Raw genomic sequence first — 24,673 nt, forward strand, 5'->3', positions numbered from 1 at the left:
GAGTCCCGCCATGTTCGGCACCCACGATCTCGCCCTGTTCATCCTCTCCGCCCTGCTGCTGAACATGGCCCCGGGGCCGGACTCGCTGTTGATCATGACCCGCAGCGCCAGCCAGGGCTGGCGCGCCGGTTCGGCCGCGGCGCTGGGTATCGGCGCCGGCACCTGCGTGCACATCCTCGCCGCCGCCCTCGGCCTTTCCGCCCTGCTCGCCACCTCGGCCACCGCCTTCACCCTGGTCAAGCTGATCGGCGCCGCCTATCTGATCTACATCGGCCTGCGCATGCTGCTGGCGCAACGCCCGAACTCAGCGCCGAACAAAAACCCATCGGCGCTCGAGGCGCTGCCCTACCGGCGCATCTTCCTCCAGGGTTTTCTCACCAATGTGCTGAATCCCAAGGTGGCGCTGTTCTTCCTCGCCTTCGTGCCGCAGTTCATCGCTCCCGAGGCCGAGCACAAGGCCCTGGCCTTCGTCCTGCTGGGGCTGATCTTCAACCTCAGCAGCCTGCTCTGGTGTCATTTCCTGGCATTCTTCACCGCCTACGCCCGCAGCAAATTGCGTGTCAGCCGTTCCGCTAAGCTCTGGTTGACGCGCCTGATCGGTGGGCTGTTCGCCGCGCTCGGCGTCAAGCTGGCGCTGGCCGAACACGCCTGATACTTCGGAGAAAACCACACCCATGGCCCTGCACATCTGGCTGCTCTACCTCACCGCCGTCATCGGCCTGTCGCTGACGCCCGGCCCCAACGGTTTGCTCGCCCTCACCCATGGCGCGCTGTACGGCCACCGCCGGGCGCTGTGGACGGTGGCCGGCGGCGTGCTCGGCTTCGTCGTGTTGATGGCCTTGTCGATGTTCGGCATCGGCGCCCTGCTGCAGGCCTCGGCCGATGCCCTGACGCTGCTGAAATGGGCCGGAGGCGCCTACCTGATCTGGCTCGGCATCCAACTCTGGCGCGCCCCGGCGCTACATCTCAGCGCCCCGGCCCAGGCCGCGCGCAAGTCCGCCCCGGCGATGCTCCGGCAGGGCCTGCTGTCGGCCGTGTCCAACCCCAAGGTGATCCTCTTCTACGGCGCCTTCCTGCCGCAGTTCCTCGACCCGCAGCGCGACCTCTGGCTGCAGTTCGCGGTCATGGCGCTGACCTTCGCGGTGACCGAAGGCTGCACCGAATACCTGTTGGCGCGCCTCGCCCACCGCGTCCGCCCCTGGCTGCAACGCAGCGGCAAGGCCTTCAACCGCTGCTGCGGCGGGCTGTTCGGCCTGATGGGCGCGGCCTTGCCGCTGACCCGCTGAGCACGGTTCGACCGCCCCGCCGATGGGTATCACTGCGCTCAACCCATCCTATGAGTAGACAGCCAAACCTTCAGGGTGAGGTCGGCTGCGGCTTTACCAGCGGCGTCTGGCCGTCCGAGAACAGCCAGGCACCAGGCTCGCCGGTTGCGTCTGGCTGGCGTTGCGGGTGATGCGGTGCAACTGGCCGGGCGCCTCGTACCAGGCATCGCCCGCCTTGAAGCGCTGCACCGCGCCGCCGTCGAGCGCGGACTCGACTGCGCCGCTGGCCACCACCACGAACACCGGCCCCGGATGGCTGTGCGGCCGCGACTCGGCGCCGGGGGCGAAGTCGACGCGCAACGCCTTGGCCTGCGCACTCGCGATGGCCGGCAGCTTCGCCGCGGCCAGCGGCGTGACCTCCGCGTCGCCGGCGCCACCGCGGGCCAACGCGCGGCACTGGCCTGGGCCGAGGCGCTGACTCTGGTGGCCGAAAAGCACGCGCCGGAACCGCACGCACCGCGCCTGGCGCGGGCGCGGATGAAGGAGGACGGGGCGTTCGACACGATCCTGGCCACGTACCGCTGAGCGTCGCGCGCTCAAGCAGAGCGACAGCGCGAGCAGAGCGTTAACGGCGCCGCAGCGGCTCGAGCAACGCGTTGAGGCCGTTGTGGTCGATCTCATGCATCAGCGCCAGCAGCCGGCCGAGCTCGCCCTTGGGGAAGCCTTGGCGGGCGAACCAGCCGAGGTAATTGCCGGGCAGATCGGCGATAACGCGGCCCTGGTACTTGCCGAAGGGCATGGTGCGGGTGATCAGGAGTTGCAGGTCTTCGGGGTTCACGGAACGTCTCGCCGGAAGGGAATGGATGGCGGCCGCATGGTGCCATGCGGGTTAACGCAGCGCTGGGGAAAATACCCGCCACGCCGCGATACGCGGGCTCAGGGCTGGTCCGGGCGGATGGCGAAGCCTTCCTTGTTCTCGCTGACGATGCGGAAGCGGTAACTCTCCCCCGCCGCCACCTGCACCGCCCGCTCACGCCGCAGACGGCCCTTGCCGCACAGCGTTTCGTCCTGCTCGTCCGCGGCGATGCCCACCACCCGTGCGCCCGCCGGCACCTGAAAGGTCGCCACCTCACCCACGCCGATGCGTGCAGCCACCTGACGATCCACCAGCACCGCCACATAGCAACCGCCGCCGAGCATGCCGAGATCACGGTTCACCACGATCTGCCCGCTGCCATCCACGGGTTGCTGGTAGGCCAGCAGGCGGTCGCCGGGCACCGCCTTCACCTGCTCGAGATCGGCGCGGTAGGACGAACAGCCGGCCAGCAACAACAGCGGCAGAACAGCAAGAATCGAACGCATGGAGCCCTCCTTGGGCAGGTGACGGAGCCGCTTCAGTATTGGCCGTACTGGGTAGCCGCTCAAGCAAGTTCTTATCGACCGATCTGGCCGAAGCGGCGAAGCGATTCTGGTGAGGCGATGAACGCGACTGCCACTGAGGTTTGCCTGCTCGCGGCTTGATAGACAACAGCGGATTCGTAGGTTGGGTGGAGCGCAGCGATACCCAACGAGGTTTCGATAGCGCGGCGTTGGGTATCGTCGCTTCGCTCCTCACCCCAACCTACGGGGCCAAAGTTACAGGCAGATGCGGAGCGTCTGGGGCGGTATTCTCACGCGGCTCGTGGGAACGATCGAGCCAGCGGCCGGCCGAGTTCGTCCTCTGCACGGGCGAACCTGACCAGGCAAGGAATGCCTACACCTCAAACAGACCTATCTGAGCGCCCGCGGCCAACCTGTGCTATGGCAGTTGGACATTCCAACTCCAAGCACAGGAGGACCAGACCATGCCGCAGGCGGTGCTGCTCGATATCAGTGGCGTGCTCTACGAGGACGACCAGCCCCTGCCGGGGGCGGTCGAGGCGGTGCGGGCGTTGCAGGCCAAGGGTTGCCCCTTGCGTCTGGTCACCAACACCTCCCGCCTCGGCAAGGCGGCCATCCACCGGCAGCTGACCGGCATGGGCTTCGCCGTGCAACCTGAGCAGATCTTCAGCGCGCCGCAGGCCGTGCTTCGCCACGTGCGGGAACACGGCTTGCGGCCCTATTGCCTGATCCATCCGAACCTCGAAGAAGAGTTCGCCGACCTGCTCGATCCGCCGGCCCCCGATGCGGTAGTGCTCGGCGACGCCGAGATGCGTTTCGACTACGCCCACCTCGACCGCGCCTTCCAGTTGCTGATCGCGGGCGCGCCGCTGATCTGCATGGGCGACAACCGCTACTTCCGCAGCCACGGCGCCCTGCATCTGGACGCCGGCCCCTTCGTCCGGGCGTTGGAATACGCGGCGGGCAGCATCGCCTTAGTGCTCGGCAAACCGGCCGCGGGGTTCTTCGCCAGCGCGCTGGCCGACCTCGGAGTCAGCGCCGAGCAAGCGCTGATGATCGGCGACGACGTGGCGGCGGATATCCAGGGCGCGCTGGCGGCCGGCCTGCACGCCTGCCTGGTGCAGACCGGCAAGTACCGCCCCGGCGATGAACTGAAGGCGCCGACGGCCGGGCTGGCGAGCGATCTGGCCGAGGCGGTGGTGCGCTACTGCTGAGCAAGCTAGGGTGGACTCGCGCAGCAGTACGCCGACGGAGTCTGGATCAGGCTCAGCGGCGAACTGTTCGCTGGCGCTCCTGAGCCCGCCCTAGGTGCTTCATCCCAGCCCCACTACCAGGACACAGCCAACATACTGCAACCGCAGCAGCGCGTTGGCGCCCCTCTCCCATTTATGGGAGAGGGGCTGGGGGAGAGGGTAAAGGCCGGCCAAAACGCCAACCTGTGCGGTCACCTCAGCCGCGAATCCGCGCCACCAACCGCGCCTGCAACTTCTCCAACTCGGCCACGTCGGCCTTGTTGGCCGCATGCATGCCCAGCCCCTGCCCCGCATAGCGCGGCACGATGTGCATATGAATGTGGAACACCGTCTGCCCGGCCGGCGCACCGTTGAACTGCGCCACCTGCACGCCCTCCGGCTGCAACTCATCCACCAGCACGCGGGTGAGCTTCTGCACCGCCAGCATCATCTTGCACAGGTTGTCCGGGTCGATATCCAGCATGTTGCGCGCCGCCGCGCGCTTGGGGACCACCAGCGTGTGACCGTAGGACTGCGGAAACAAGTCGAGAAAGGCGAGCACATCGTCGTCCTCGTAAAGTTTGAAGCAAGGTGCGTCGCCTTTGATGATCAGGGCGAAGATGTTCTGCGGGTCGTAGGTGCCGTGCAGGCTCATGGTGGTCTTCCGCTGCTAGGGGTCAGAGGCCGCCAACCATACCGGCTTCGCGCCTGCGAGAAAACGCCCCTTTGCCTCGGCTTGCCCCTGAAATCGCGCTGGCTCATGCAGCTTCCCAGGACGTGCCGACGCCGCCCCTTCCCGTCCCGAGGTGCGGTCGGTATCTTCAGCCTCCGCGCCACCGGAATTCCGCACCATGTACCGACTGCTAACCCTTGCCCTGCTGATCTCGCTCTCGCTCGCCGCCCAGGCGCAAGTGGAGGTCACGGCCGTACAGCACGCGCGCATCGGCCAGGTGCTGGCGGTCAAGGTTTCCGAGGACATCGCCCCCGGCGACTACGAAGCGCTGATCAAGGGTCTGCGCACCCATCCCGGCAAGTTCGCCCGCAAGATCCTCCTGCTCGACAGCATCGGCGGCAGCGTTGCCGAAGCGGTGCGCATGGGCCGCGTGCTGCGTGAGTTCGGCTTCGACGCCCTAGTGCCGCGGGATGGCATCTGCCAGGGCAGCTGCATCTACCTGCTCGCCGCCGGCAACCAGAAGCTCGTGCGCGGCCCCGTGGGCCTGCACCGTCCCTACTATCCCGGCGGCGACTCGGCGCGCGATCTTTCGCCCAGCGCTGGCAATCCGCTCCACTATCTGCGCGACATGGGCGTGGCGCCGAGCCTCGCCCAGGACATGCAACAGATCGCCCCACAGCGCATGCGCGAACTCTCTAAGGACGACCTGACGCGCTACCGCCTCAACTGAGCGAGGCGCGGCGTTAGCTAGGCAGCCTGGACATCTATTGGTGGAAAACGCTGCGCGGTTTTCCACCCTACGAGGGTCTGAATTTCACGTAGTGTGGACAACGCTTTGCTTGTCCACCGCCGCGAAGGTTCAGGTAGCACCGAACGCTCCAACGACGATTATCGCTGCGTTGACCTACGCGGCCCCACCCTTCCTACGCAGCAAAAGCCCCTCTCCCCCGCCCCTCTCCCGTAAACGGGCGAGGGGAGAAAAGCGAAGCGTCACGTCTCGACGCCGCTCCACTGTTTGTTCATCAGAACCACTGATCGTTACGCTTGCGCCGCACCCGCAGCAGGGCGGGCAAGATCAGTCCGGCGAACAGCCCGGCACCGGCGATGCTGCCGCCGTAGATCATGTAGCGCATCAGCACCTGCTTATTCTCATCGCCCAACTGCGCCTGCACCTCGCGCAACTCGGCGCGGGCTTGGCTCAGTTCGCTGTCTAGCGCGGTGCGCGCCGCCTGCAATTCGTCAATCAGCACCTTGCGCGAATCCAGCGTCTCCTGCATGCCCTGCACGCGGGTCTTCCAGGTGTCGTCGATGCCTTTCAGCTCGGCCTGGAGCTCGGCCACCTTCTGGTCCAACTGGGGCAGGCGCTCGGCTTGGCCGGGCACTTCCTGCAGATCGCGGCTGGCAATCCACACGGTGTCGCCATTTTCGCCGCGCACCTGGCTGTAATCCTCCTGGGTGCGCAACAACTCGACCTTCTGCCCGGAGCTGAGCGTCCCGACAATGCGATAACCGTCGGTCGGGCCACTGCGCACATAGGTAGTCAGACTATCGCTCACCCAGCGCGCATTGTTGGCGGTCTCCTCGGCCTGCGCCGGGGCACCGGCCGCGAGCAGGCCGCCTAGCAGGTAGGCAGCGATGGCGCGGATCTGGAGCGGGGAAACACAGGCGGGGAAATGACGGGATCGGGGCATGGGGCAATCTTCACATGACAATAGAACGAATCCCGGCGAACGGGCGCGATAGAAGCCGGCCAGGCGAATTGTTGGAGTGATGGAAGACGGGAGGGTTGTGGCCAGGTAGCGAATGGCCATGCAATCCACCCGGTGGACCGACAGCAGACAGACACCTGGCGTCTGGGTGGAGTTCACCCGCGGCAATGCCAGTGGATAAGCGGTATGAAGTGGCCAATGGCTACACAGCCAGGCTGTGGACTGTCCATCAAAGCAGGCTCGAATCCACGTGCATGCCTGCCTAATATGTCGGGTGTTCAGCAGTTCTGGTTCAGCCTGAACAACGACAGGCTTGATTAATATTCTCCAAAATAAGCAAGGCAACGCCATGAACGACCTCCCCCTGCAAGACATCGCCGCGCCGGAAGGCGTCTGCTACGGCTGCGGCAGCCGCAATCCACACGGGCTGCACGTCAAGAGCTATTGGCATGAGGATGGTGTGCATGTCATGGCCGAGCATGTGCCTGAGGCCAAATATTGCGGCTGGCCGGATCTAGTGTACGGAGGGCTGATCGCGATGCTGGTGGATTGCCATTCGAACTGGGCAGCGATGGCCTACCACTACCGTGCGGAACACCGCGAGGCGGGAAGCCTGCCGCGCATCGACTGCGTCACTGGCAACCTCGGCATCAAGTTCATCAAGCCGACCCCGATGGGTCTCCCGCTCACCTTGCGGGCGAAGGTAGAAGGTGATGTGGGGCGCAAGACTCGGGTGATCTGCGAGGTTTATGCCGACGGCGTGCTCACCGCGGTGGGCGACTCCATTTTTGTTCGCGTGGATACCGAGCAATTGGCAGCCGCCGCCCATGGCCGCGAGGGTTCACGCTAACTGCTTGCTTGCCTCGATCCATAGTTCGTTGAGCGAAGTCGCCTGACATGCATTGGTGGACAACGCTTTGCTTGTCCACCGTCATGAAGGTTCAGGCGACACCGAACACACCTTTCAGAAGGCCGAGCGGAATCGTTGCGTGAGAGCCGCGATGGACCAGAGATGGCCCTTCGCGGCGGGCCCTGGAGCAGGATTGAGTGAGGGGAGTCGAGCGCAGCGAGACCCGGATGGAGGGGCACAGACCTTTTGGTCCCTTTTGGGGCAATGCCAAAAGGAACTCGCCCAGCAGGGCGAAACCTGGGTTAAGGGTCGAGGGAAGGCCAAGCCCGAACGCCGGGGTCATGCACGATGGGTATCGCTGCGCTCGACCCATCCTACGGTTGCGACGGCAGAGCGTGGGAGCGATCGAACGATCGATCGCAGTGCTCAACCCACCCACGCAGGCAAAAGCCCCTCTCCCCCGGCCTCTCTCCCGTAAACGGGCGAGGGGAGAAAAGCCTCAGGCTTCGACCTGACTCCACTGCTTGGACAGGCGCTTATCCGACACCGCCATCTTGGTGCCCAGTTGCTGGGCGAACAGCGACACCCGGTACTCCTCCAGCATCCAGCGATACAGCACCAGTTCCGGGTCGCGTTTGCCTTCCTGGGCGTGTTTGGCGACGCGGGCTTTGTATTGCTCCCAGTAGCCGGCCAGTTCGCCGCTCCACACGCGGTCGCGCTGGAGTTGGGCGCCGATCTTGTCCAGACGCTGATCGATGGCCTTGAGGTAGCGCGGCACTTCCTTCAGCCATTCGCCGGGGGTTGCGCGGACGAAGCCGGGGTAGACCAGGTTGGCCAGTTGCTGCTTGATGTCGTTGAGCGCCATGGCCTGGGCCAGGTCGATCTTGCCTTTGAAGCGCTTTTGCAGGCCGTGCCAGAGCTTGAGGATCTCCAGCGTCAGGCGAGCCAGGCGTTCGGCGTGTTCGGTCCAGTTGCCACGCTTTTTCTCGGCCAGGGCGGCCAGGGTGGCGCCGTCGCGGGGAAGCAGGCTCTCGCCTTCGAGGATGCAGCTGTCCAGGCTGGCCAGGAGGATGTCCTCGACCAGCGCGTCGACGCGACCCAGTTCGCGATACAGCAGGCCGAGTTCGGTGAGGCCCGGCAGTTTGCCGCGCAGGAACTTGGCGGGTTCGGCCAGTTGCTGCAAGAGCAGGCGCTGCAGGGCGCGGCGGTGCTGGAATTCGGCTTCGGCCTGGGTCGGGAAGCGCTCTTCCTTGACCACCCCGCCCTCCTCCACTAGCGCCGGGAACACGGTCATGGAGAGGCCGGCGATCTTCTGCTGGGTCTTTTCCGCGACCTGGGCGAAGGCCTTGGCTTCCACCGGTTTCTGCGCCTTGTCGCTCTGCGGGATGGCCAGCGCGGCCTGGCTGGCTTCGGCGAAGCGGGCGGTCAGCTCGGCCAGGTCGCGGCCTTCGCCGAGGAACTTGCCTTGGGCGTCGACCACTTCGAGGTTCATCTGCAGATGGTTTTCCAGCTGGGCTTCGGCTTCCTGCCAGGCCTCGTCGGACACCCGCGCGCCGGTCATGCGCAGCAGTTCGCGGCCGAGCGCCGTGGGCAGCGAGCCGTCGGCGAAGACGATCTTGCTCAGCGCGGCGCCGACGAAGTCCGGCACCGGCACGAAGTTCTTGCGCAGCGCCTTGGGCAGGTTGCGCACCAGGGCCACGCACTTGGCTTCCAGCAGCCCCGGCACCAGCCATTGCAGGCGCTCGGCCGGCAGTTGCGGCAGCAGCGGCGCCGGCACGCGCAGGGTCACGCCGTCGCGCGGGTGGTTGGGCTCGAAGTGGTAGCTCAGCGGCAGTTGCAGTTCGCCGAGGCGCAGGCTGTCCGGGTACTGCGCGGCGGTGACTTCCTTGGCCTCGCGGGCCAGTACGTCTTCCTCGCGCATGATCAGCAGCTGCGGGTTGCCGGCGCTCTCGCGCTTGTACCAGCTCTCGAAGCTGGCGGTCTGGTAGATGTCCGCCGGCAGGCGCGCGTCGTAGTAGGCGAACAGCGTTTCTTCATCGGCGAGGATGTCGCGGCGGCGCGCCTTGGCTTCCAGCTCGTCCATGCGTTCGAGCAGTAGGCGGTTGGCGGTCAGGCACTTGGCGCGGCTGTTGATTTCGCCACGCACCAGGCCCTCGCGGATAAACAGCTCGCGCGCCACGGTTGGGTCGATGGGACCGTAGTGCACCGGGCGGCGGCCGACCACGATCAGGCCGTACAGGGTGACTTGCTCGAAGGCCACCACTTGGCCGCGTTTCTTCTCCCAGTGCGGTTCGAGGTGGTTCTTCTTGACCAGATGCGGGGCCAGCGGTTCGATCCAGTCCGGCTCGATCTTCGCCACCATGCGCGCGAACAGCTTGGTGGTTTCCACCAGCTCGGCGGTCATCAGCCATTGCGGGCGCTTGCGGGCGATCACCGTCGAGGGGTGAATCCAGAAGCGCCGCTGCCGCGCGCCGAGGTAGTCACCGTCCTCGGTCTTCTGGCCGATCTGGCTGAGCAGGCCGGAGAGGATGGCCTTGTGCACCTTGGCGTAGTCGATGGAGCGTTGGGCCTGCTCATCCTTCGGTGGAAGAGCGCTGCGCGCATCTTCCACCCTACGCGGCGCCTCGGCGGGGCCGCTCTTCGTAGGATGGCGCTGAGCGGAGCGATGCCCATCACCCTGGGCGGCATGGGTATCGCTGCGCTCCCCCCCCCCTACGGCGCGTTCGTGGCCGACCGCGGTGGACAAGCCTGCGGCGTTGTCCACCCTACGGCCTGCGGGGCGTGAATCGGCCTTGTGGTTGCCTGACAACTGCAGTTCGCGGGCGATCAGCACCAGCTGGCGGTGGGCGTCGCGCCATTCGCGCAGGCGCATGTAGTTGAGGAAGTTCTTCCGGCACCAGCTGCGCAGCGGGTTAGAGCCCAGCGCCTGGCGCTGTACCTCGAAACCGCGCCAGAGGTTGACCAGCGCGGCGAAGTCGGAATCCACGTCCTTCCACTGCGCGTGCGCCTGGTCGGCGGCCTGCTGGCGGTCCATCGGCCGTTCGCGCGGGTCCTGCACCGACAGGGCGCTGGCGACGATCAATATCTCCTCGAGGCTGCCCTGCTTGGCGGCTTCCAGCACCATGCGGCCGAGCCGCGGATCGATGGGCAGGCGCGCCAGCTGGCGGCCGACCGGGGTCAGCTGGCCCTCGCGGTTGACCGCCGAGAGTTCCTGCAACAGGGTGAAGCCGTCGCTGATCGCCTTGCCTTCCGGCGGTTCGATGAAGGGGAAGGCCTCGATCTCGCCGAGGCGCAGATGCAGCATCTGCAGGATCACCGCGGCGAGGTTGGTGCGCAGGATTTCCGGATCGGTGAACTCCGGGCGGCCGAGGAAATCTTCCTCGCTGTACAGGCGGATGCAGATGCCCGGCTCGACCCGCCCGCAACGGCCCTTGCGCTGGTTGGCGCTGGCCTGCGACACGGCCTCGATGGGCAGGCGCTGGACCTTGGCGCGGTAGCTGTAGCGGCTGATGCGCGCGGTGCCGCTGTCGATCACGTAGCGGATGCCCGGCACGGTCAGCGAGGTCTCGGCGACGTTGGTGGCGAGGACGATCTTGCGCCCCGGCAGAGGCGCGAAGATCTTCTGCTGCTCGGCCGGGGTCAGCCGCGCGTACAGCGGCAGCACTTCGGTGAAGCGCAGGTTGGCCTTGCGCAGCGCCTCGGCGGCCTCGCGGATCTCGCGCTCGCCGGGCAGGAACACCAGCACGTCGCCGGGGCGCTTGCCTTCGCTGCGCTCGTGCACGGTGATCTCGTCCAGCGCGGCGAGGATGCCCTGGTCGATAGTGAGGTCGTCGAGCAGGCTTTCGCCCGCCTCGTCCACTTCGGCGGCCAGCGGCCGGTACCAGGTGTCGACCGGGTAGGTGCGGCCGGAGACCTCGACGATGGGCGCATCGTGGAAGTGCTTGCTGAAGCGCTCCAGGTCGATGGTCGCCGAGGTGATGATGACCTTGAGATCCGGGCGGCGCGGCAGCAGGGTCTTCAGGTAGCCGAGCAGGAAGTCGATGTTCAGCGAACGCTCGTGGGCCTCGTCGACGATGAGGGTGTCGTACTTCTCGAGGTAGCGGTCGTGCTGGGTTTCGGCCAGCAGGATGCCGTCGGTCATCAGCTTGATCAGCGTGCTGTCCTTGCTCTGGTCCTCGAAACGCACCTGGTAGCCGACCAGCTCGCCGAGCGGCGTGCCGATCTCCTCCGCCACCCGCGTGGCCACGCTGCGCGCCGCCAGCCGGCGGGGCTGGGTGTGGCCGATCAGGCCGTGCTGGCCGCGGCCGATCTCCAGGCAGATCTTCGGCAGCTGGGTGGTCTTGCCCGAACCGGTTTCGCCGGCGATCACCAGCACCTGATGCTGCTGCAGCGCGGCCTTGATCTCGTCGCGCTTGGCGGCGATCGGCAGGGCGTCGTCGTAGCGCATGGCCGGCACGCTGTGCCGGCGCGCCTCGACCTTGGCGCAGGAGGCCTGGAAGCGCTCCAGCCACTGCGCCAGCTTGGCCTCGTCCGGCTGCGCCTGCTTGCGCAGCTCGTGGAGCTGGCGGCGCAGGCGATGGCGGTCGGCGAGCATGGCCTGGTCGAGGTTTTTCAGCAGGTGGTCAAGGGCGGGAATCGAATCGGTCATCGGACACAGGCGCGCGGTTTTTCAGAGGGTCGCGATTGTCGCAGATTTTGCCGGGGGCGCGGTCGCGTGGGCGTAGGTTGGTGCTGAGCACAGCGAAGCCCAACGCCACGGGACCCGACTCCACACGTTGGGCTTCGACGCTGCGCGCCTCAACCCGACCTACGGCGGCTCAGGCTTGTAGGATGGGTTGAGCGCAGCGATACCCATCAATCCGGCAAGCGATGGGTATCGCAGGCTCAACCCATCCTACGATTGCCTCCCACGGCTCGTCCCGTTCAGCTTTCCTGAATGGCGACGTAGCGCGCGTGGGCGGTGAGCACGTCCTGGCCGGCGCAGCTCAGGCGCACCGGCAGATTGAGGCGGGCGCGGCCGCGTTTGCGGAGTTGCTCGAGGAAGCCTGGCCAGTCCTCGGGCAACACGGCTTCGGCGGCGAACTCGGCGGCGGCCGGCGCGAGGTAGTCGCATTCGAAGTGCTGGATCACCAGCGCGGCGGCAATGCTCTCGCGCCGCATGGCGTCGAACAGCAGGGTCCAGCCGGCGGCGATGGCCAGGGTCGCCAGGCTGCCGCCGAACACCGTGTCGTGCGGATTACGGTTCGGCGCGTGCGGCGCGCTCAGGCGCAGGCGGCCGGGCGCGCTCGGCTCGACGCGCAGGGCCATGGCCACGCTCAGGGGAATGTGCTCGTGCAGGTAGCGCGTCAGCGCTGCGGCGCGCGCGATGTCCACTTCGGTCAGGTCGGTCATGGCGTTCGGGCATGGCTAGGGATGCCCTCTATGGTATGCCCCGCCATACCGGCGGTCGACCACGGCGCGCCGGCCAGTCTCAGCTGCGCGCCCTGCCTGCGCCGGACGCGGAAACGACAAAGCCCCGCCGGAGCGGGGCTTTGTCGATCAAGCGAAGACTCAGGCCTTGGCGGCGATCTTCTTCAACTCTTCGTCGCGCAGTTCGCGGCGCAGGATCTTGCCGACGTTGGTGGTCGGCAGCGCGTCGCGGAACTCGACGGCCTTCGGCACCTTGTAGCCGGTAACGTTGGCGCGCATGTGTTCCATCACCTGCTCCTTGGTCACCGTGGCGCCCGGTTTGGCGACCACGAAGACCTTGATCACCTCGCCGGATTTCTCGTCCGGCACGCCGATGGCCGCGCACTGCAGCACCCCTGGCAGGGTGGCGAGCACGTCTTCCAGTTCGTTCGGGTAGACGTTGAAGCCGGACACCAGAATCATGTCCTTCTTGCGGTCGACGATGCGCATGTAGCCGTCGTCCTGAATCACGGCGATGTCGCCGGTCTTCAGCCAACCATTGGCGTCGAGGATCTCGTCGGTGGCTTCCTGGCGCTGCCAGTAGCCCTTCATCACCTGCGGGCCCTTGACGCACAGTTCGCCACGCTCACCCATGGGCAGGTCGTTGCCGGCATCGTCAATGACCTTGCACTCGGTCGACGGCACCGGAATGCCGATGGTGCCGACCTGGATGTGCTGGAACGGATTGACCGACACCACCGGGCTGGTCTCGGTCATGCCGTAACCCTCACAGATGCCGCAGCCGGTGACCGCCTTCCAGCGCTCGGCGGTGGCCAGTTGCAGGGCCATGCCGCCGGAGAAGGTGGCCTTCAGGGCGGAGAAATCCAGACGGCGGAAGTCCTCGTTGTTGCACAGGGCGACGAACAGGGTGTTGAGGCCGACGAAGCCGGTGAACTTCCACTGCGACAGCTCTTTCACCGTGCCCGGCAGGTCGCGCGGGTTGGTGATGAGGATGTTGTGGCCGCCGATCAGCATCATCGCCATGCAATGGAAGGTGAAGGCATAGATGTGGTACAGCGGCAGCGGGGTGATGAGGATTTCACAGCCTTCGTTGAGGTTGGAACCCATCAGCGCCTTGCTCTGCAGCATGTTGGCCACCAGGTTGCGGTGGGTCAGCATGGCGCCCTTGGCCACCCCGGTGGTGCCGCCGGTGTATTGCAGCACGGCGATGTCATTGGCCTGCGGGCTGGCTTCGCGCACGGCACGGCCGCGAGCCTTTGCCATGGCCTCGGTGAACTTCACCGCCTGCGGCAAGTGATAGGCCGGGACCATCTTCTTCACGTACTTGACCACGCTGTTGACCAGCAGGCGCTTGAACGACGGCAGCAGGTCGCCGACTTCGGTGACGATCACGTGCTTGATGCCGGTCTTCGGCAGGACCTGCTCGGCCAGGTGGGCCATGTTGGCCAGGCACACCAGCGCCTTGGCGCCGGAGTCGTTGAACTGGTGTTCCATTTCCCGCGCGGTATACAGCGGGTTGGTGTTGACCACGATGAGGCCGGCGCGCATGGCGCCGAACACTACCACCGGGTATTGCAGCAGGTTGGGCAGCTGCACGGCGATGCGGTCACCGGGTTGCAGGTCGGTGTGCTGTTGCAGGTAGGCGGCGAAGTTACCGGAGAGCTCGTACAGCTCGCCGTAGGTGATGGTCTTGCCCATGTTGCTGAATGCCGGCTTGTCGGCAAAACGCTCGCATGACTGTTTCAATACCGCCTGAACATTCGCGTACTGGTCGGGATTGATCTCGGCAGCAACCCCGACGGGGTACTTGTCCTTCCAGAAGTTCTCGGTCATGGAAGCCACTCCTAAGCAACAGCTAATCGTCACCGCGCAAGGCGGTTGGTTGTTGTGTTTTTCGATCGTTTCCGCCCGTGGGGGCAGGAAAAAAGCGCGCCGAGAGTAGCAGCTTTGCCCAGTAGCGAATAGCACCAAACCCGGCCCTCCCAGTCAAAAAAAAGACCGAAAGCCAGGCTTTCGGTCATTTCTTATGCAAAGCCCTGAACTAGCCGATGAATGGCCAATCGACCGGCCTTCTGGGTGCCGGTCCAGGGCAAGGTTCAGAGCCTGTTCACGATTTCGCGAGCTAAGGCCAGACAAGGCGACAATGGCTGAGGACGCGGAGTTTACGAGTTGTAAATGAGCAGTACTCGTTGCACTCGCCCTTCGGGCCGCGCTAAAGCGCGTTAGCCGCAAGCGGCTTTCCGAAGCCATTTTCAACGCCGGATGGCCGACGCGCAGCAGATCGTGGGCAGGTTCTCAGGCGATATCGCGCAGCTCGCGGCGCAGGATCTTGCCCACCGGCGTCATCGGCAACGCCTCCTTGAGGACGATCTGCTTGGGTACCTTGTAACCGGTGAAGTTCTCTTTGCAGTAGGCCTTCAGCTCTTCGACGGTGAGGCTGCGCTCGCGCGGCACGACGAACAGCTTGACCGCCTCGCCGGACTTCTCGTCGGGCACGCCGATGGCGGCGCAGCTGGCCACTTTCGGGTGGGCCATGACCACGTCTTCGATCTCGTTGGGATAGACGTTGAAGCCGGAGACGATGATCAGGTCCTTCTTGCGGTCGACGATGCGCACGAAGCCGTCCGGGTCGATCACCGCGATGTCGCCGGTCTTCAGCCAGCCGTCGGCATCCAGCACCTCCGCAGTGGCGTCGGGGCGCTGCCAGTAACCCTTCATCACCTGCGGGCCCTTGATGCACAGCTCGCCGCGCTCACCGAGCGGCTGTTCGTTACCGTCGTCGTCGATGACCTTGAACGCCGTACCCGGCACCGGAATGCCCACGGTACCCAGACGCCCCAGCTCGCCGCGCGGGTTGGAACTGGCCACCGGCGCGGTCTCGGTCAGGCCGTAACCCTCCACCACCGCGCAGCCGGTGGTCTGCTGCCAGCGCTCGGCGGTGGCCTTGACCAGCGCGGTGCCGCCGGAGTTGGTGAGCTTGAGGCCGGAGAAGTCGAGGTTCTTGAACTCCGGATGGCTCATCAGCGCGACGAACAGGGTGTTGAGGCCGAGCAGGCCGGTGAAGCGCCACTTGCTCAGCTCCTTGACGAAGCCGGCGATGTCGCGCGGATTGGTGATCAGCACGTTGTGGTTGCCGTTGACCATCATGCACATGCAGTTAAGGGTGAAGGCGTAGATGTGGTACAGCGGCAGCGGCGCGATGATGATTTCCTGACCCTGCTTCATCAGCGGGGTGCCATCCGGGCCGAGTTGGCCGAGGCAGGCGTCGACCTGCAGCATGTTCGCCACCAGGTTGCCGTGGGTCAGCATGGCGCCCTTGGCCACTCCGGTGGTGCCGCCGGTGTACTGCAGCACGGCGATGTCCTCGAGGCCGACCTTGATCGGCTTCAACCCGTGGCCCTGGCCCTGCTTGAGCACTTCTTTGAAGGCCAGCGCCTGCGGCAGATGGTAGTCGGGGACCATCTTCTTGACGTGCTTCACTACGCTGTTGATCAGCCAGCCCTTGAGCGCCGGCTGCAGGTCGCCCATGCGCGCCTCGATCAGGTATTCGATCTCGGTGTCCGGCAGCACGTCCTGGACCAGATGGCCGAACAGGTTGATGTACACCAGCGCACGCACGCCGGCGTCCTTGAACTGGTGGCGCATCTCGCGTGCGGTGTACAGCGGGTTGGTGTTGACCACGATGAGGCCGGCGCGCATGGCGCCGAACACGGCGATCGGGTACTGCAGGATATTGGGCATCTGCACGGCCAGGCGATCGCCAGGCTTGAGATCGGTGTGCTTCTGCAGATAGGCGGCGAAAGCCCCGGACAGCCGGTCCAGCTCGGCATAGGTCAGGGTAATGCCCATATTGCTGTAGGCCGGACGGTCGGCGAATTTCTTGCACGAACGCTCGAACACCTCGATGACCGACTTGTAGGCCCCCAGGTCCAGTTCGTTGGGTACGCCGGCCGGGCGTTTGTCGCTCCAGAACTCAGGTTGCATTGTTGTTATCCCCATTACCTGAAAGTGTGTCGGGCCCACGCATTAGCTTCTGTACGAAAGCCTCCGAGCGCAGGTAGTTTTCGTACAGAACCTAGGGCTGCCCGGACGTTAGCAGCTATAACCAGGGGCGCAAATAGTTGGCGGCGGGTAATAGACCGTGTGAATCTTGCGTCTAGCGGCCCGGAATGATTGCCCCCTGCGCGATATAAGAACAGGCTGCTTTATTAAGTACACCCTGCCTTCTGGCTAAGTGACCGTTGATGCCTCGACTCTCGGGCCTGCTGGCCCTGATCACCGCCCTGTTGTGGCTGCCGGCCGCCCATGCCGCGCCCCCGCTGCGCCTGGCGACCCTGGATTATCCGCCCTACAGCTCGCAAGCACTGCCGAACGGCGGCAGCATCGTCGAACTGGTTACCCGCGCGTTCGCCAGTCAGAACCAACCGGTGCAGATCGACTTCCTGCCCTGGGCGCGGGTGCGCGCCGACCTGCACGCCGGCCGCTATCAGGGAGCGCTGGCGCTGTGGCCGCGGGAAGTGATAGAGGAGAAGCTGATCGCCTCGCGGCCGCTGTTCTACAGCGAGCTGGGCTTCTTCGTGCGCCGTGACACGCCCGTCGAGTTCACCAGTCTGGATCAGCTCACGGGCCGCAAGGTCGGCATCGTGCGCGGCTACGGCTATCCGCGCGATGTGCTGCAGTCGGGCTTTCGCGGCGAGGAAGCGGTGGACGACCTGAGCAACCTGCGCAAACTGGCCGCCGGGCGCTTCGACCTGGTGTTGCTGGAGCGAGTGGTCGGCAATTTCCTGCTCGCCCGCCATGCCGAATTGCGCGGCCAACTGGTCTGGCAGGGCACGCCCCTGGCGCGCATCCCGCTGTTTGCCGGCTTCCTCCCGCCGCGCCCCGGCGAGCCGGATTGGGCGGCGATCTTCGAGCGCGGCCTGCGCGCCCTGCACGAGAGCGGCGATTACATGCAGATCATTCGCCGGCACAACAGCGTCACCCCCTGAGAGCCTGCCCACCATCTTTTGAGCAGAACTTGCGGGTAACGCCTCTCGGTAATTTTGTGCGTTTGCCCACCTCTCTCTGCCCCGGCCGCTCTTGCGCCAGTGGCAGCGGGGAATTTTCGAGATCGTGATCGGCCCCTGGGCAACCGCCGAACGGGCTTCACCTGATTCCGACCGCCATGCACAATGCGCCGACCTCCGGGCATAAGGAACCGCCATGCGCCACGATGACTTCTGGCTGACCGCCAGCGACGCCGCCCCCCTGTTCGTCAACCGCTGGCTCGGCGAACAGCCGCCGAAGGCGGTGCTGATGCTTGCCCACGGCATGGCCGAACACAGCGGCCGCTACGCCCGCCTCGGCGCGGCGCTGGTGCAAGCCGGCTACGCGCTCTACGCGCCGGACCAGCGCGGCCACGGCAAGACCGCGCAACGCGGCGTGCTCGGCCTGTACGCCGAAAACGGCGGCTGGCAGCGGGTGGTCAATGACCTGGCCAACCTCAACCAGCACATCCGCCACCACCACCCAAACACCCCGGTGATCCTGCTCGGTCACAGCATGGGCAGCTACATCGGTCAGGCCTACCTGCTGCAGCACAGCGCCGAGGTGCAGGCGGCGATCCTCTCCGGCTCCAACTACCAGCCGCTGGCGCTGTACCGCGCGGCGGCCGCCATCGCCCGTTTCGAGCGTTGGCGCCAAGGTCCGACCGGGCGCAGTGCGTTGCTCGAATTTCTCTCCTTCGGCTCGTTCAACAAGGCGTTCAAGCCCAACCGCACGCCGTTCGACTGGCTCAGCCGCGACCCGGCGGAAGTCGACAAGTACGTCAGCGACCCGCTGTGCGGCTTCCGCTGCACCAATCAGCTGTGGCTCGACCTGCTCGAAGGCCTGCAGCAGATCACCCCGGTCGCCAACCTGGGCAAGATCGCCCACGACCTGCCGCTGCTGGTGCTCGGCGGCGCGCGCGACCCGGTCAGCGCCGGCCAGCGCCTCGAAGACCTGGCCAACGCCCTGCGCCGCGCCGGCCTGCAGCGCGTCGAGCTGAAACTCTACCCCGAGGCGCGCCATGAGCTGTTCAATGAAAGCAACCGTGACGAGGTCAGCGCCTTCATCATCGCCTGGCTGGACACGGCCCTCGCCCCGCAGGCGCATGTGCCGAATCTGCAGAGCGCCTGAGGCGCAGCTTTAGTGCTCGCCCCCGGGTTGTGATAAAAGACCCGGGCCATTTCAGCGCGCCGCGCAGCCCTCAGTCCGCTACGCGGCGCAGCCCACCGATTGTTAGATAGAAGGTTCCCAAGCCATGCCGCAAGTCAGCAACATCCCTTACGCAGAGCTCGAAGTCGGGCAAACCGCCAGCTACAGCAAGACCGTCGAAGAGCGCGACATCCAACTGTTCGCCGCCATGTCCGGCGACCACAACCCGGTGCATCTGGATGCCGAATACGCCGCCGCCACGCCGTTCAAGGAGCGCATCGCCCACGGCATGTTCAGCGGTGCGCTGATCAGCGCCGCGGTGGCCTGCGAGATGCCCGGCCCAGGCACCATCTACATCGGCCAGACCATGAGCTTCACCCGTCCGGTGAAGTTCGGCGACACCCTCACCGTGCGCCTGGAAATCCTCGAGAAGCTGCCAAAGTTCCGCGTGAAGGTCGCCACCCGCGTGTTCAATCAGAACGACGAACTGGTGGTCGATGGCGTCGCCGAAATCCTCGCCCCGCGCAGCAAACAGACGGTCACCACGCCCGAACTGCCGCCGATCAGCATCGGCTGATGGCCTTGCGGGGCGAGCCAGCTCGCCCCGTTTCCTCTCTTCCCGCTCCCTCCCCCTGCCGTGCACAACCGTTCAGCGGTTATTGTTTGGCTATGTCCCTGTTACGTGTTGCGCAGTTTTTTGTAGGGAGGGTTAGTCGCGTAGCGGCGTAACCCACCAGCGCTGCCGCCCTGAACATCGGTGTCCAGCAGGGTTGGTGGGTTACGCCTGCGGCTAACCCACCCTACGAATCTGCGCACAACCGTTTAGCGGTTATTTTTTGATCAGCTTGCAATTAATTAAATGCTTATTTAAATAAAAGACATGCCAACTCGCCGAACCTGTTTCGGATCTCGCGAGCTAGAGTCAAACAAGGCAAAAACGGCTGAGGAAGCGGAGTTTACGAGTTGTAAATGAGCATTCTGAAGCCGTTTTTAACGCCGTTTGGCCGACGCGCAGCAGATCCGAGACAGGTTCTCAGAGGCCAGCCATGTCCATGCCCCGCGCACCCGGCCGCCCCAGCGGCGATCCCCAGCAGCGCGAAGCCCTGCTCGATGCCGCCCTCGCCGCCTTCGCCCACACCGGCATCCACGCCGCCAGCCTGCGCAACATCGCCCGCCAGGCCGGGGTGACGCCGGCGCTGGTCAACTACTACTTCGGCACCAAGCAGCGCCTGGTCGAGGTGGTGGTGGAAGAACGCCTGCTGCCGCTGATCCAGAGCCTGGGCGAGCGCCTGCAAGCGGCCGGTGACAGCCCGCTGGAACTGGTCGAGGTGTTCGTTCGCGGCCTCAGCGAGACGGTCAGCCAGCATGCCTGGCTGCCGCCCTTGTGGGTGCGCGAGATTCTCTGCGAAGGCGGCCTGTTGCGCGAACTGCTGCCGCAGCGCATCGCCCCGCTGGTGCCGCTGCTGCTGGCCCAGCGCTTCGCCGCGGCACAGGCGCGCGGGGCGCTGAACCCGCAGCTCGACCCGCGCCTGCTGGTGGTTTCGCTGATCGGCCTGACGCTCCTGCCCTATGCCGCCGCGCCGCTGTGGCGCGGCATCTTCGCCAACCCGCAACTGGGTGACGAAGCGCTGATCCAGCACACCCTCGCCCTGCTCGAACGCGGGCTGGAGGTTCCCCATGCGCCCTGAATCGCACCCAGTTCTCGCCCTGCTGCTGCTCGCCACCCTGACCGGCTGCGAGCCGCAGGCTCCGACCGCGCTGCTCGGCACCCTGGAATGGGACCGCATCGCCCTGCCAGCCGAGTCCTCGGAGCGCATCTTGCGCTGGGCCGTGGCCGAGGGCGAGCAGGTGCAGGCCGGGCAACTGCTGCTGGAACTCGACCCCAGCCGCCAGGACGCGCGCATCCGCCAGGCCGAAGGCGCGGTGGCCCAGGCCGCGGCCAGGCTGACCGAGCTGAGCAATGGCGCACGCCTGGAGAACATCGAGGCGGCGCAGGCCACCCTGGCCAGCAGTCGCGCCACGCTGATCGACGCCGAGCGCAACTTCCAGCGCATCGCCGCCCTCTATCAGCGTGGTCTGGTCGCCATCGCCGAGCAGGACAGGGCTCGCGCCAGCCGCGACCAGGCCCGCGCCGAGGTCAGCAACGCCGACGCGCGCCTGCGCGAATTGACCAACGGCACCCGCCCGGAACAACTCGAGCAGGCTGCCGCCGCGCTGGAAGCGGCGCGCGGCCAACTGGCGCAGCAGCAGGTCGATCGTGCGCACCTGAGCGTGCATGCGCCGCGCGCCGGGCGGGTCGATGCGCTGCCGTTCAAGCCCGGCGACCAGCCGCCGGCCGGCGCCGTGGTGGTCAGCCTGCTGGTCGGCGACGCGCCCTATGCGCGGGTGTTCGTCCCCGCCCCCCAACGCTCGCGGCTGGCCATCGGCGACCGCCTGCGCGTGCAGGTCGAAGGCGTCGAGCTGGTGTTCGACGCGCGGGTGCGCAGCATCCGCAGCGAAGCCAGCTTCACGCCGTTTTTCGCCCTCACCGGCGACGACGCCAGCCGCCTGGTGTACCGCGCCGAACTGCTGCTCGAAGGCGACGCCGCGCGGCAATTGCCCGCTGGCCTGCCGCTGAGCGCCGAGCCCAGCGAGGATGGAGAGTGACGATGAACGGCGCCGAGCTGGTGATCCGCGCCCGCGGGCTGAGCAAGCGCTTCGGCCAGCTGACCGCGGTCGACCACCTCGACCTCAGCGTGCGCCGCGCCGAAGTGTTCGGCTTCCTCGGCCCCAATGGCAGCGGCAAGTCCACCACCATCCGCATGCTCTGCGGCCTGCTGCTGCCCAGCGAGGGCGAGATCGAAGTGCTCGGCTGCCAGATCCCGCGCGATGCCGAGGAGCTGAAACGCCACATCGGCTACATGACCCAGAAGTTCTCCCTGTACGAGGACCTCAGCGTCGTCGAGAATCTGGAGTTCCTCGCCACAGTCCAGGGCCTGGACAAGCGCGCTGGGCGTCGGCGCATCGCCGAACTACTGGAACGCTACTGGCTGGCCGACCGCCGCGACCAGCTGGCCGGCACCCTCAGCGGCGGCCAGCGCCAGCGCCTGGCCCTGGCCGGCGCGGTGCTGCACCAGCCCGCCCTGCTGCTGCTCGACGAACCGACCAGCGCGGTCGACCCGCAGTCGCGTCGCGAATTCTGGGATTCGCTGTTCGAGCTGGCCGAGGCCGGCACCACCCTGCTGGTCTCCACCCACTACATGGACGAGGCCGAGCGCTGCACCCGCCTGGGCATCCTCGACACCGGCCGCCTGGTCGCCGACGGCAGCCCACGCGAACTGATGGACGCCCTGCCCGGCCACCCGCTGCTGCTCGAATGCGCCCAGCCGCGTCAGGCCCAGCGCGCGCTGCAGGGCATGCCGCAGGTGCTGGCGATGGCGCAGATCGGTGCCGCGCTGCGGGTGCTCGGTGCCACCGCCGACGCCCGCGAACAGATCGAACAGCGTCTGCGCGAGCAGGGCATCGGCGCGCAGGTGGAGGAAACCGAGGCGAACCTGGAGGACGTGTTCGTCAGCGTCACCCGCAAGCCGCTGGCGGAGGCGCAGACCCCATGAACCTGCGCCGTCTCGCCGCCATCGTGCGCAAGGAATTTCGCCAGATCCGCCGCGACCGCCTGACCCTCGCGATGATCGCCGGCATCCCGCTGATGCAACTGGTGCTGTTCGGCTACGCCATCAACCTCGACGTGCGCGGCCTCGACGCCGCCGTGCTGGACCAGGCTAACAGCGCCCGCTCGCGCGAAGTGGTGGCCGAGATCGGCGCCAGCCAGGTACTCAACCTGCGCTACCGCCTGAGCACGCCGCAGCAGATCGACGAATTGCTGCGCCAGGGCCGGATCAGCGCCGCGCTGGTGCTGCCGGAAGACTTCGAGGCGCGCCTTGAGCGCCCGGACCGCGCGCCGCTGCAACTGGTGGTGGATGGCTCCGACCAGACCGTACAGGCCGCCGCCCGCCAGCTGAGCGCCTACCCGCTGCCGGGCTGGCCGCAGCGCAGCGGCGTGGAGGTGGTGAACTTCTACAACCCCGAGCGCCTGGCGCCGATCAACACGGTGCCGGGGCTGGTGGGGGTGATCCTGACCATGACCATGGTGCTGTTCACCGCCATCGCCCTGGTCCGCGAGCGCGAGCGCGGCAACATGGAAATGCTCATCACCACGCCGCTGTCGCCCTGGGAGCTGACCCTCGGCAAGGTGCTGCCCTTCATCGGCATCGGCCTGATCCAGGTGACTGTGGTGCTGGTGGCCGGCTACCTGCTGTTCCAGGTGCCGGTGCGCGGCTCGCTGCTGCAGCTGTACCTGGCGGCGCTGCTGTTCATCATCGCCAGCCTGGCGCTCGGGGTGTTCATCTCGACCCTGGCGCACAGCCAGTTCCAGGCCATGCAGATGGCGTTCTTCACCTTCCTGCCGCAGATCCTGCTGTCCGGCTTCATGTTCCCCTTCGCCGGCATGCCCAAACCGGCGCAGTGGCTGGCCGAGCTGTTGCCGCTCACCCACTTCCTGCGCCTGGCGCGCGGCATCATGCTGCGCCAGGCCGGCCTGCTCGAGCTGTGGCCGGAGATCCTTGCCCTGCTGGTGTTCGCCGCGCTGATGCTGAGCATCGCCGTGACCCGCGTGCATAAACGCCTGGATTGAGCCGGCGGCACTCACGGTTGACGTACCCTGTAGGTTGGCGTTGAGCGCAGCGATACCCAACAAGGAGTGCGCAGCACTCCCCATGAGTTGCCAGCCACCCCGCTAGCCGGTTCTGCGAACCGGGTGTTGGGCATCGCAGGCTCAGCACCAACCTACGTCGAGGCTGTGCCAACCGAACCGGGGAATTTCAGGCGAAAAAAAGGCGACCGAAGTCGCCCAAATTGCCTTGCGTGCCCGTTACTGAACCGATTAGCCCTGCCTGCGCTTGTGCGAATCGCTCCAGATGAAATAACCGACGCCAACGAAGAAGGCGCCCATCAGTAGCACCGTGCCGATGCCGGCGATCACCACCGTATCCATGAACATGTGAGCCTCCCGCGCTGTGCTTCGTTTCGATGGGTTCAAGATACCGAGGCGGGAGCGCGGGAGAATTGACCTGGATCAATAGAGGCGAGGGTTGCGACGCCGCAGGCGGGACAGAATGCAGAACGCCCGGCGAGTGCCGGGCGCTTGCATCTCTACTGGGTTCAGGCGGCGAAGCCGCCATCGATGGTCAGGCTGGCGCCGGTGATGTAACCGGCTTCCGGGCCGGCGAGGTAGGCGACGAAGCTGGCGATTTCTTCGACCCGGCCGTAGCGCCCCACGGCCATCAGGCCTTTGAGGCTATCGGCGAACTCGGAATTTTCCGGGTTCATGTCGGTGTCGACCGGGCCCGGCTGCACGTTGTTCACGGTGATGCCGCGCGGGCCGAGATCGCGGGCCAGGCCGCGGGTCAGGCCGACGATGGCCGCCTTGCTCATGGCATAAGGGCCGCCACCGGCGAACGGCATGCGTTCGGCGTTGGTGCTGCCGATGCTGATGATCCGCCCGCCCTCGCCCATGTGCCGGGCCGCCGCCTGGCTGGCGACGAACACGCTGCGCACGTTGACCGCCAGGGTGCGGTCGAAATCTTCCAGGCTGAACTCGTCGAGCGGCGCAATCGCCAGCACCCCGGCGTTGTTGACCAGCACATCGAGACGCCCGAAAGCGTCCACCGTGGCCGCCACCGCGCCGCGCACGGCCTCGGCGTCGGCACTGTCGGCGCGCAGCGCCAGGGCCCGGCCACCCGCCGCTTCGATGCTCTGCACCAAGGCGTCGGCCTGTGCTGTGGAGCTGGCATAGGTGAAGGCGACGCTGGCGCCTTCGCGGGCCAGGCGCTTGACGATGGCCGCGCCGATGCCGCGCGAGCCACCTTGAACCAGGGCGACCTTGCCGGTGAGGGTGAGTGCGTTAGCGGTGGTATTCGACATGATCTGTTCTCCAAAAAGTCAGG

At 66.2% G+C, this 24,673-nt stretch carries 23 protein-coding genes; 12 read left to right on the forward strand and 11 right to left on the reverse strand.

Going from position 1 to position 24,673, the window contains the following annotated elements:
• Nucleotides 1-10: 10 nt before the first annotated feature.
• Both D3880_RS16080 and D3880_RS16085 read left to right on the forward strand, forming a co-directional pair.
• Nucleotides 11-652, forward strand: coding sequence for a LysE family translocator (locus tag D3880_RS16080; protein ID WP_119894436.1), 642 nt, complete (start codon nucleotides 11-13; stop codon nucleotides 650-652).
• 22 nt (nucleotides 653-674) lie between these two features.
• Nucleotides 675-1,286: a LysE family translocator gene (locus D3880_RS16085; RefSeq protein ID WP_119894437.1), complete on the forward strand. Its 612-nt coding sequence runs from the start codon at nucleotides 675-677 to the stop codon at nucleotides 1,284-1,286.
• 93 nt (nucleotides 1,287-1,379) lie between these two features.
• On the opposite strand, the gene D3880_RS16090 is transcribed toward D3880_RS16085, so the two are convergent.
• From D3880_RS16090 to D3880_RS16100, 3 genes are all read right to left on the reverse strand, one after another.
• Nucleotides 1,380-1,763: a cupin domain-containing protein gene (locus D3880_RS16090; protein WP_238474363.1), complete on the reverse strand. Its 384-nt coding sequence runs from the start codon at nucleotides 1,761-1,763 to the stop codon at nucleotides 1,380-1,382.
• A gap of 127 nt (nucleotides 1,764-1,890) precedes the next feature.
• Nucleotides 1,891-2,103, reverse strand: a complete 213-nt coding sequence (locus D3880_RS16095; RefSeq protein WP_119894438.1) for a DUF3820 family protein — start codon at nucleotides 2,101-2,103, stop codon at nucleotides 1,891-1,893.
• A gap of 98 nt (nucleotides 2,104-2,201) precedes the next feature.
• Nucleotides 2,202-2,627, reverse strand: a complete 426-nt coding sequence (locus D3880_RS16100; RefSeq protein ID WP_119894439.1) for a 3-isopropylmalate dehydratase — start codon at nucleotides 2,625-2,627, stop codon at nucleotides 2,202-2,204.
• A 482-nt stretch (nucleotides 2,628-3,109) separates the two neighbouring features.
• Here D3880_RS16100 and D3880_RS16105 point away from each other — a divergent pair, with 482 nt between their 5' ends.
• Nucleotides 3,110-3,859 (forward strand): TIGR01458 family HAD-type hydrolase, encoded by a 750-nt coding sequence (locus tag D3880_RS16105; RefSeq protein ID WP_119894440.1) that lies wholly within the window; start codon nucleotides 3,110-3,112, stop codon nucleotides 3,857-3,859.
• A gap of 235 nt (nucleotides 3,860-4,094) precedes the next feature.
• On the opposite strand, the gene D3880_RS16110 is transcribed toward D3880_RS16105, so the two are convergent.
• On the reverse strand, nucleotides 4,095-4,532 hold the full coding sequence (locus D3880_RS16110) for an HIT family protein (RefSeq protein WP_119894441.1): 438 nt from the start codon (nucleotides 4,530-4,532) through the stop codon (nucleotides 4,095-4,097).
• A 196-nt stretch (nucleotides 4,533-4,728) separates the two neighbouring features.
• On the opposite strand from D3880_RS16110, the gene D3880_RS16115 reads away from it, so the two are divergent.
• Nucleotides 4,729-5,280, forward strand: a complete 552-nt coding sequence (locus D3880_RS16115) for a COG3904 family protein (protein WP_119894442.1) — start codon at nucleotides 4,729-4,731, stop codon at nucleotides 5,278-5,280.
• Between the two features lie 292 nt (nucleotides 5,281-5,572).
• On the opposite strand, the gene D3880_RS16120 is transcribed toward D3880_RS16115, so the two are convergent.
• Nucleotides 5,573-6,241, reverse strand: a complete 669-nt coding sequence (locus D3880_RS16120) for a TIGR04211 family SH3 domain-containing protein (protein ID WP_119894443.1) — start codon at nucleotides 6,239-6,241, stop codon at nucleotides 5,573-5,575.
• A gap of 367 nt (nucleotides 6,242-6,608) precedes the next feature.
• On the opposite strand from D3880_RS16120, the gene D3880_RS16125 reads away from it, so the two are divergent.
• The gene (locus D3880_RS16125) at nucleotides 6,609-7,109 is read left to right on the forward strand and encodes a PaaI family thioesterase (protein ID WP_119894444.1); all 501 of its coding nucleotides are present in this window, start codon (nucleotides 6,609-6,611) and stop codon (nucleotides 7,107-7,109) included.
• Between the two features lie 499 nt (nucleotides 7,110-7,608).
• Here D3880_RS16125 and hrpA read toward each other — a convergent pair whose 3' ends face one another.
• From hrpA to fadD2, 4 genes are all read right to left on the reverse strand, one after another.
• The gene (hrpA, locus tag D3880_RS16130; protein ID WP_119894445.1) at nucleotides 7,609-11,757 is read right to left on the reverse strand and encodes an ATP-dependent RNA helicase HrpA; all 4,149 of its coding nucleotides are present in this window, start codon (nucleotides 11,755-11,757) and stop codon (nucleotides 7,609-7,611) included.
• 275 nt (nucleotides 11,758-12,032) lie between these two features.
• Complete coding sequence (locus tag D3880_RS16135) at nucleotides 12,033-12,500, reverse strand: YiiD C-terminal domain-containing protein (protein ID WP_238474364.1); 468 nt, start codon at nucleotides 12,498-12,500, stop codon at nucleotides 12,033-12,035.
• A gap of 159 nt (nucleotides 12,501-12,659) precedes the next feature.
• A complete protein-coding gene (gene fadD1, locus D3880_RS16140) occupies nucleotides 12,660-14,351 on the reverse strand; it encodes a long-chain-fatty-acid--CoA ligase FadD1 (RefSeq protein WP_119894446.1) in 1,692 nt (563 codons plus the stop codon).
• 462 nt (nucleotides 14,352-14,813) lie between these two features.
• Nucleotides 14,814-16,502, reverse strand: coding sequence for a long-chain-fatty-acid--CoA ligase FadD2 (gene fadD2 / locus D3880_RS16145; RefSeq protein WP_119894447.1), 1,689 nt, complete (start codon nucleotides 16,500-16,502; stop codon nucleotides 14,814-14,816).
• A gap of 260 nt (nucleotides 16,503-16,762) precedes the next feature.
• Between fadD2 and D3880_RS16150 the strand changes: the two genes are divergently transcribed.
• The 7 genes from D3880_RS16150 to D3880_RS16180 all read left to right on the forward strand — a co-directional run bounded on the left by D3880_RS16150 (nucleotide 16,763) and on the right by D3880_RS16180 (nucleotide 23,361).
• Nucleotides 16,763-17,506: a substrate-binding periplasmic protein gene (locus D3880_RS16150; RefSeq protein ID WP_119894448.1), complete on the forward strand. Its 744-nt coding sequence runs from the start codon at nucleotides 16,763-16,765 to the stop codon at nucleotides 17,504-17,506.
• 214 nt (nucleotides 17,507-17,720) lie between these two features.
• Entirely contained in the window at nucleotides 17,721-18,674 is a 954-nt protein-coding gene (locus D3880_RS16155) for an alpha/beta hydrolase (protein WP_119894449.1), read from the forward strand.
• 124 nt (nucleotides 18,675-18,798) lie between these two features.
• Nucleotides 18,799-19,269, forward strand: coding sequence for a MaoC family dehydratase (locus tag D3880_RS16160; RefSeq protein ID WP_119894450.1), 471 nt, complete (start codon nucleotides 18,799-18,801; stop codon nucleotides 19,267-19,269).
• A gap of 469 nt (nucleotides 19,270-19,738) precedes the next feature.
• The gene (locus D3880_RS16165) at nucleotides 19,739-20,380 is read left to right on the forward strand and encodes a TetR/AcrR family transcriptional regulator (RefSeq protein ID WP_119894451.1); all 642 of its coding nucleotides are present in this window, start codon (nucleotides 19,739-19,741) and stop codon (nucleotides 20,378-20,380) included.
• Nucleotides 20,370-21,338: an HlyD family secretion protein gene (locus tag D3880_RS16170; protein ID WP_119894452.1), complete on the forward strand. Its 969-nt coding sequence runs from the start codon at nucleotides 20,370-20,372 to the stop codon at nucleotides 21,336-21,338. Before D3880_RS16165 ends, D3880_RS16170 begins: the two co-directional genes overlap by 11 nt.
• A 2-nt stretch (nucleotides 21,339-21,340) precedes the next feature.
• The gene (locus D3880_RS16175; RefSeq protein WP_119894453.1) at nucleotides 21,341-22,285 is read left to right on the forward strand and encodes an ABC transporter ATP-binding protein; all 945 of its coding nucleotides are present in this window, start codon (nucleotides 21,341-21,343) and stop codon (nucleotides 22,283-22,285) included.
• Nucleotides 22,282-23,361: an ABC transporter permease gene (locus D3880_RS16180; RefSeq protein ID WP_119894454.1), complete on the forward strand. Its 1,080-nt coding sequence runs from the start codon at nucleotides 22,282-22,284 to the stop codon at nucleotides 23,359-23,361. Before D3880_RS16175 ends, D3880_RS16180 begins: the two co-directional genes overlap by 4 nt.
• A 249-nt stretch (nucleotides 23,362-23,610) precedes the next feature.
• Here D3880_RS16180 and ccoM read toward each other — a convergent pair whose 3' ends face one another.
• Together ccoM and D3880_RS16185 are read right to left on the reverse strand one after the other, a co-directional pair.
• Nucleotides 23,611-23,727 (reverse strand): cytochrome c oxidase subunit CcoM, encoded by a 117-nt coding sequence (gene ccoM, locus D3880_RS23265; protein ID WP_338014431.1) that lies wholly within the window; start codon nucleotides 23,725-23,727, stop codon nucleotides 23,611-23,613.
• A gap of 161 nt (nucleotides 23,728-23,888) precedes the next feature.
• Nucleotides 23,889-24,650 (reverse strand): 3-oxoacyl-ACP reductase family protein, encoded by a 762-nt coding sequence (locus D3880_RS16185; protein ID WP_119894455.1) that lies wholly within the window; start codon nucleotides 24,648-24,650, stop codon nucleotides 23,889-23,891.
• Nucleotides 24,651-24,673 lie beyond the last annotated feature (23 nt).

The sequence above is a fragment of the Pseudomonas cavernae genome, assembly GCF_003595175.1.
GTDB lineage: Bacteria > Pseudomonadota > Gammaproteobacteria > Pseudomonadales > Pseudomonadaceae > Aquipseudomonas > Aquipseudomonas cavernae.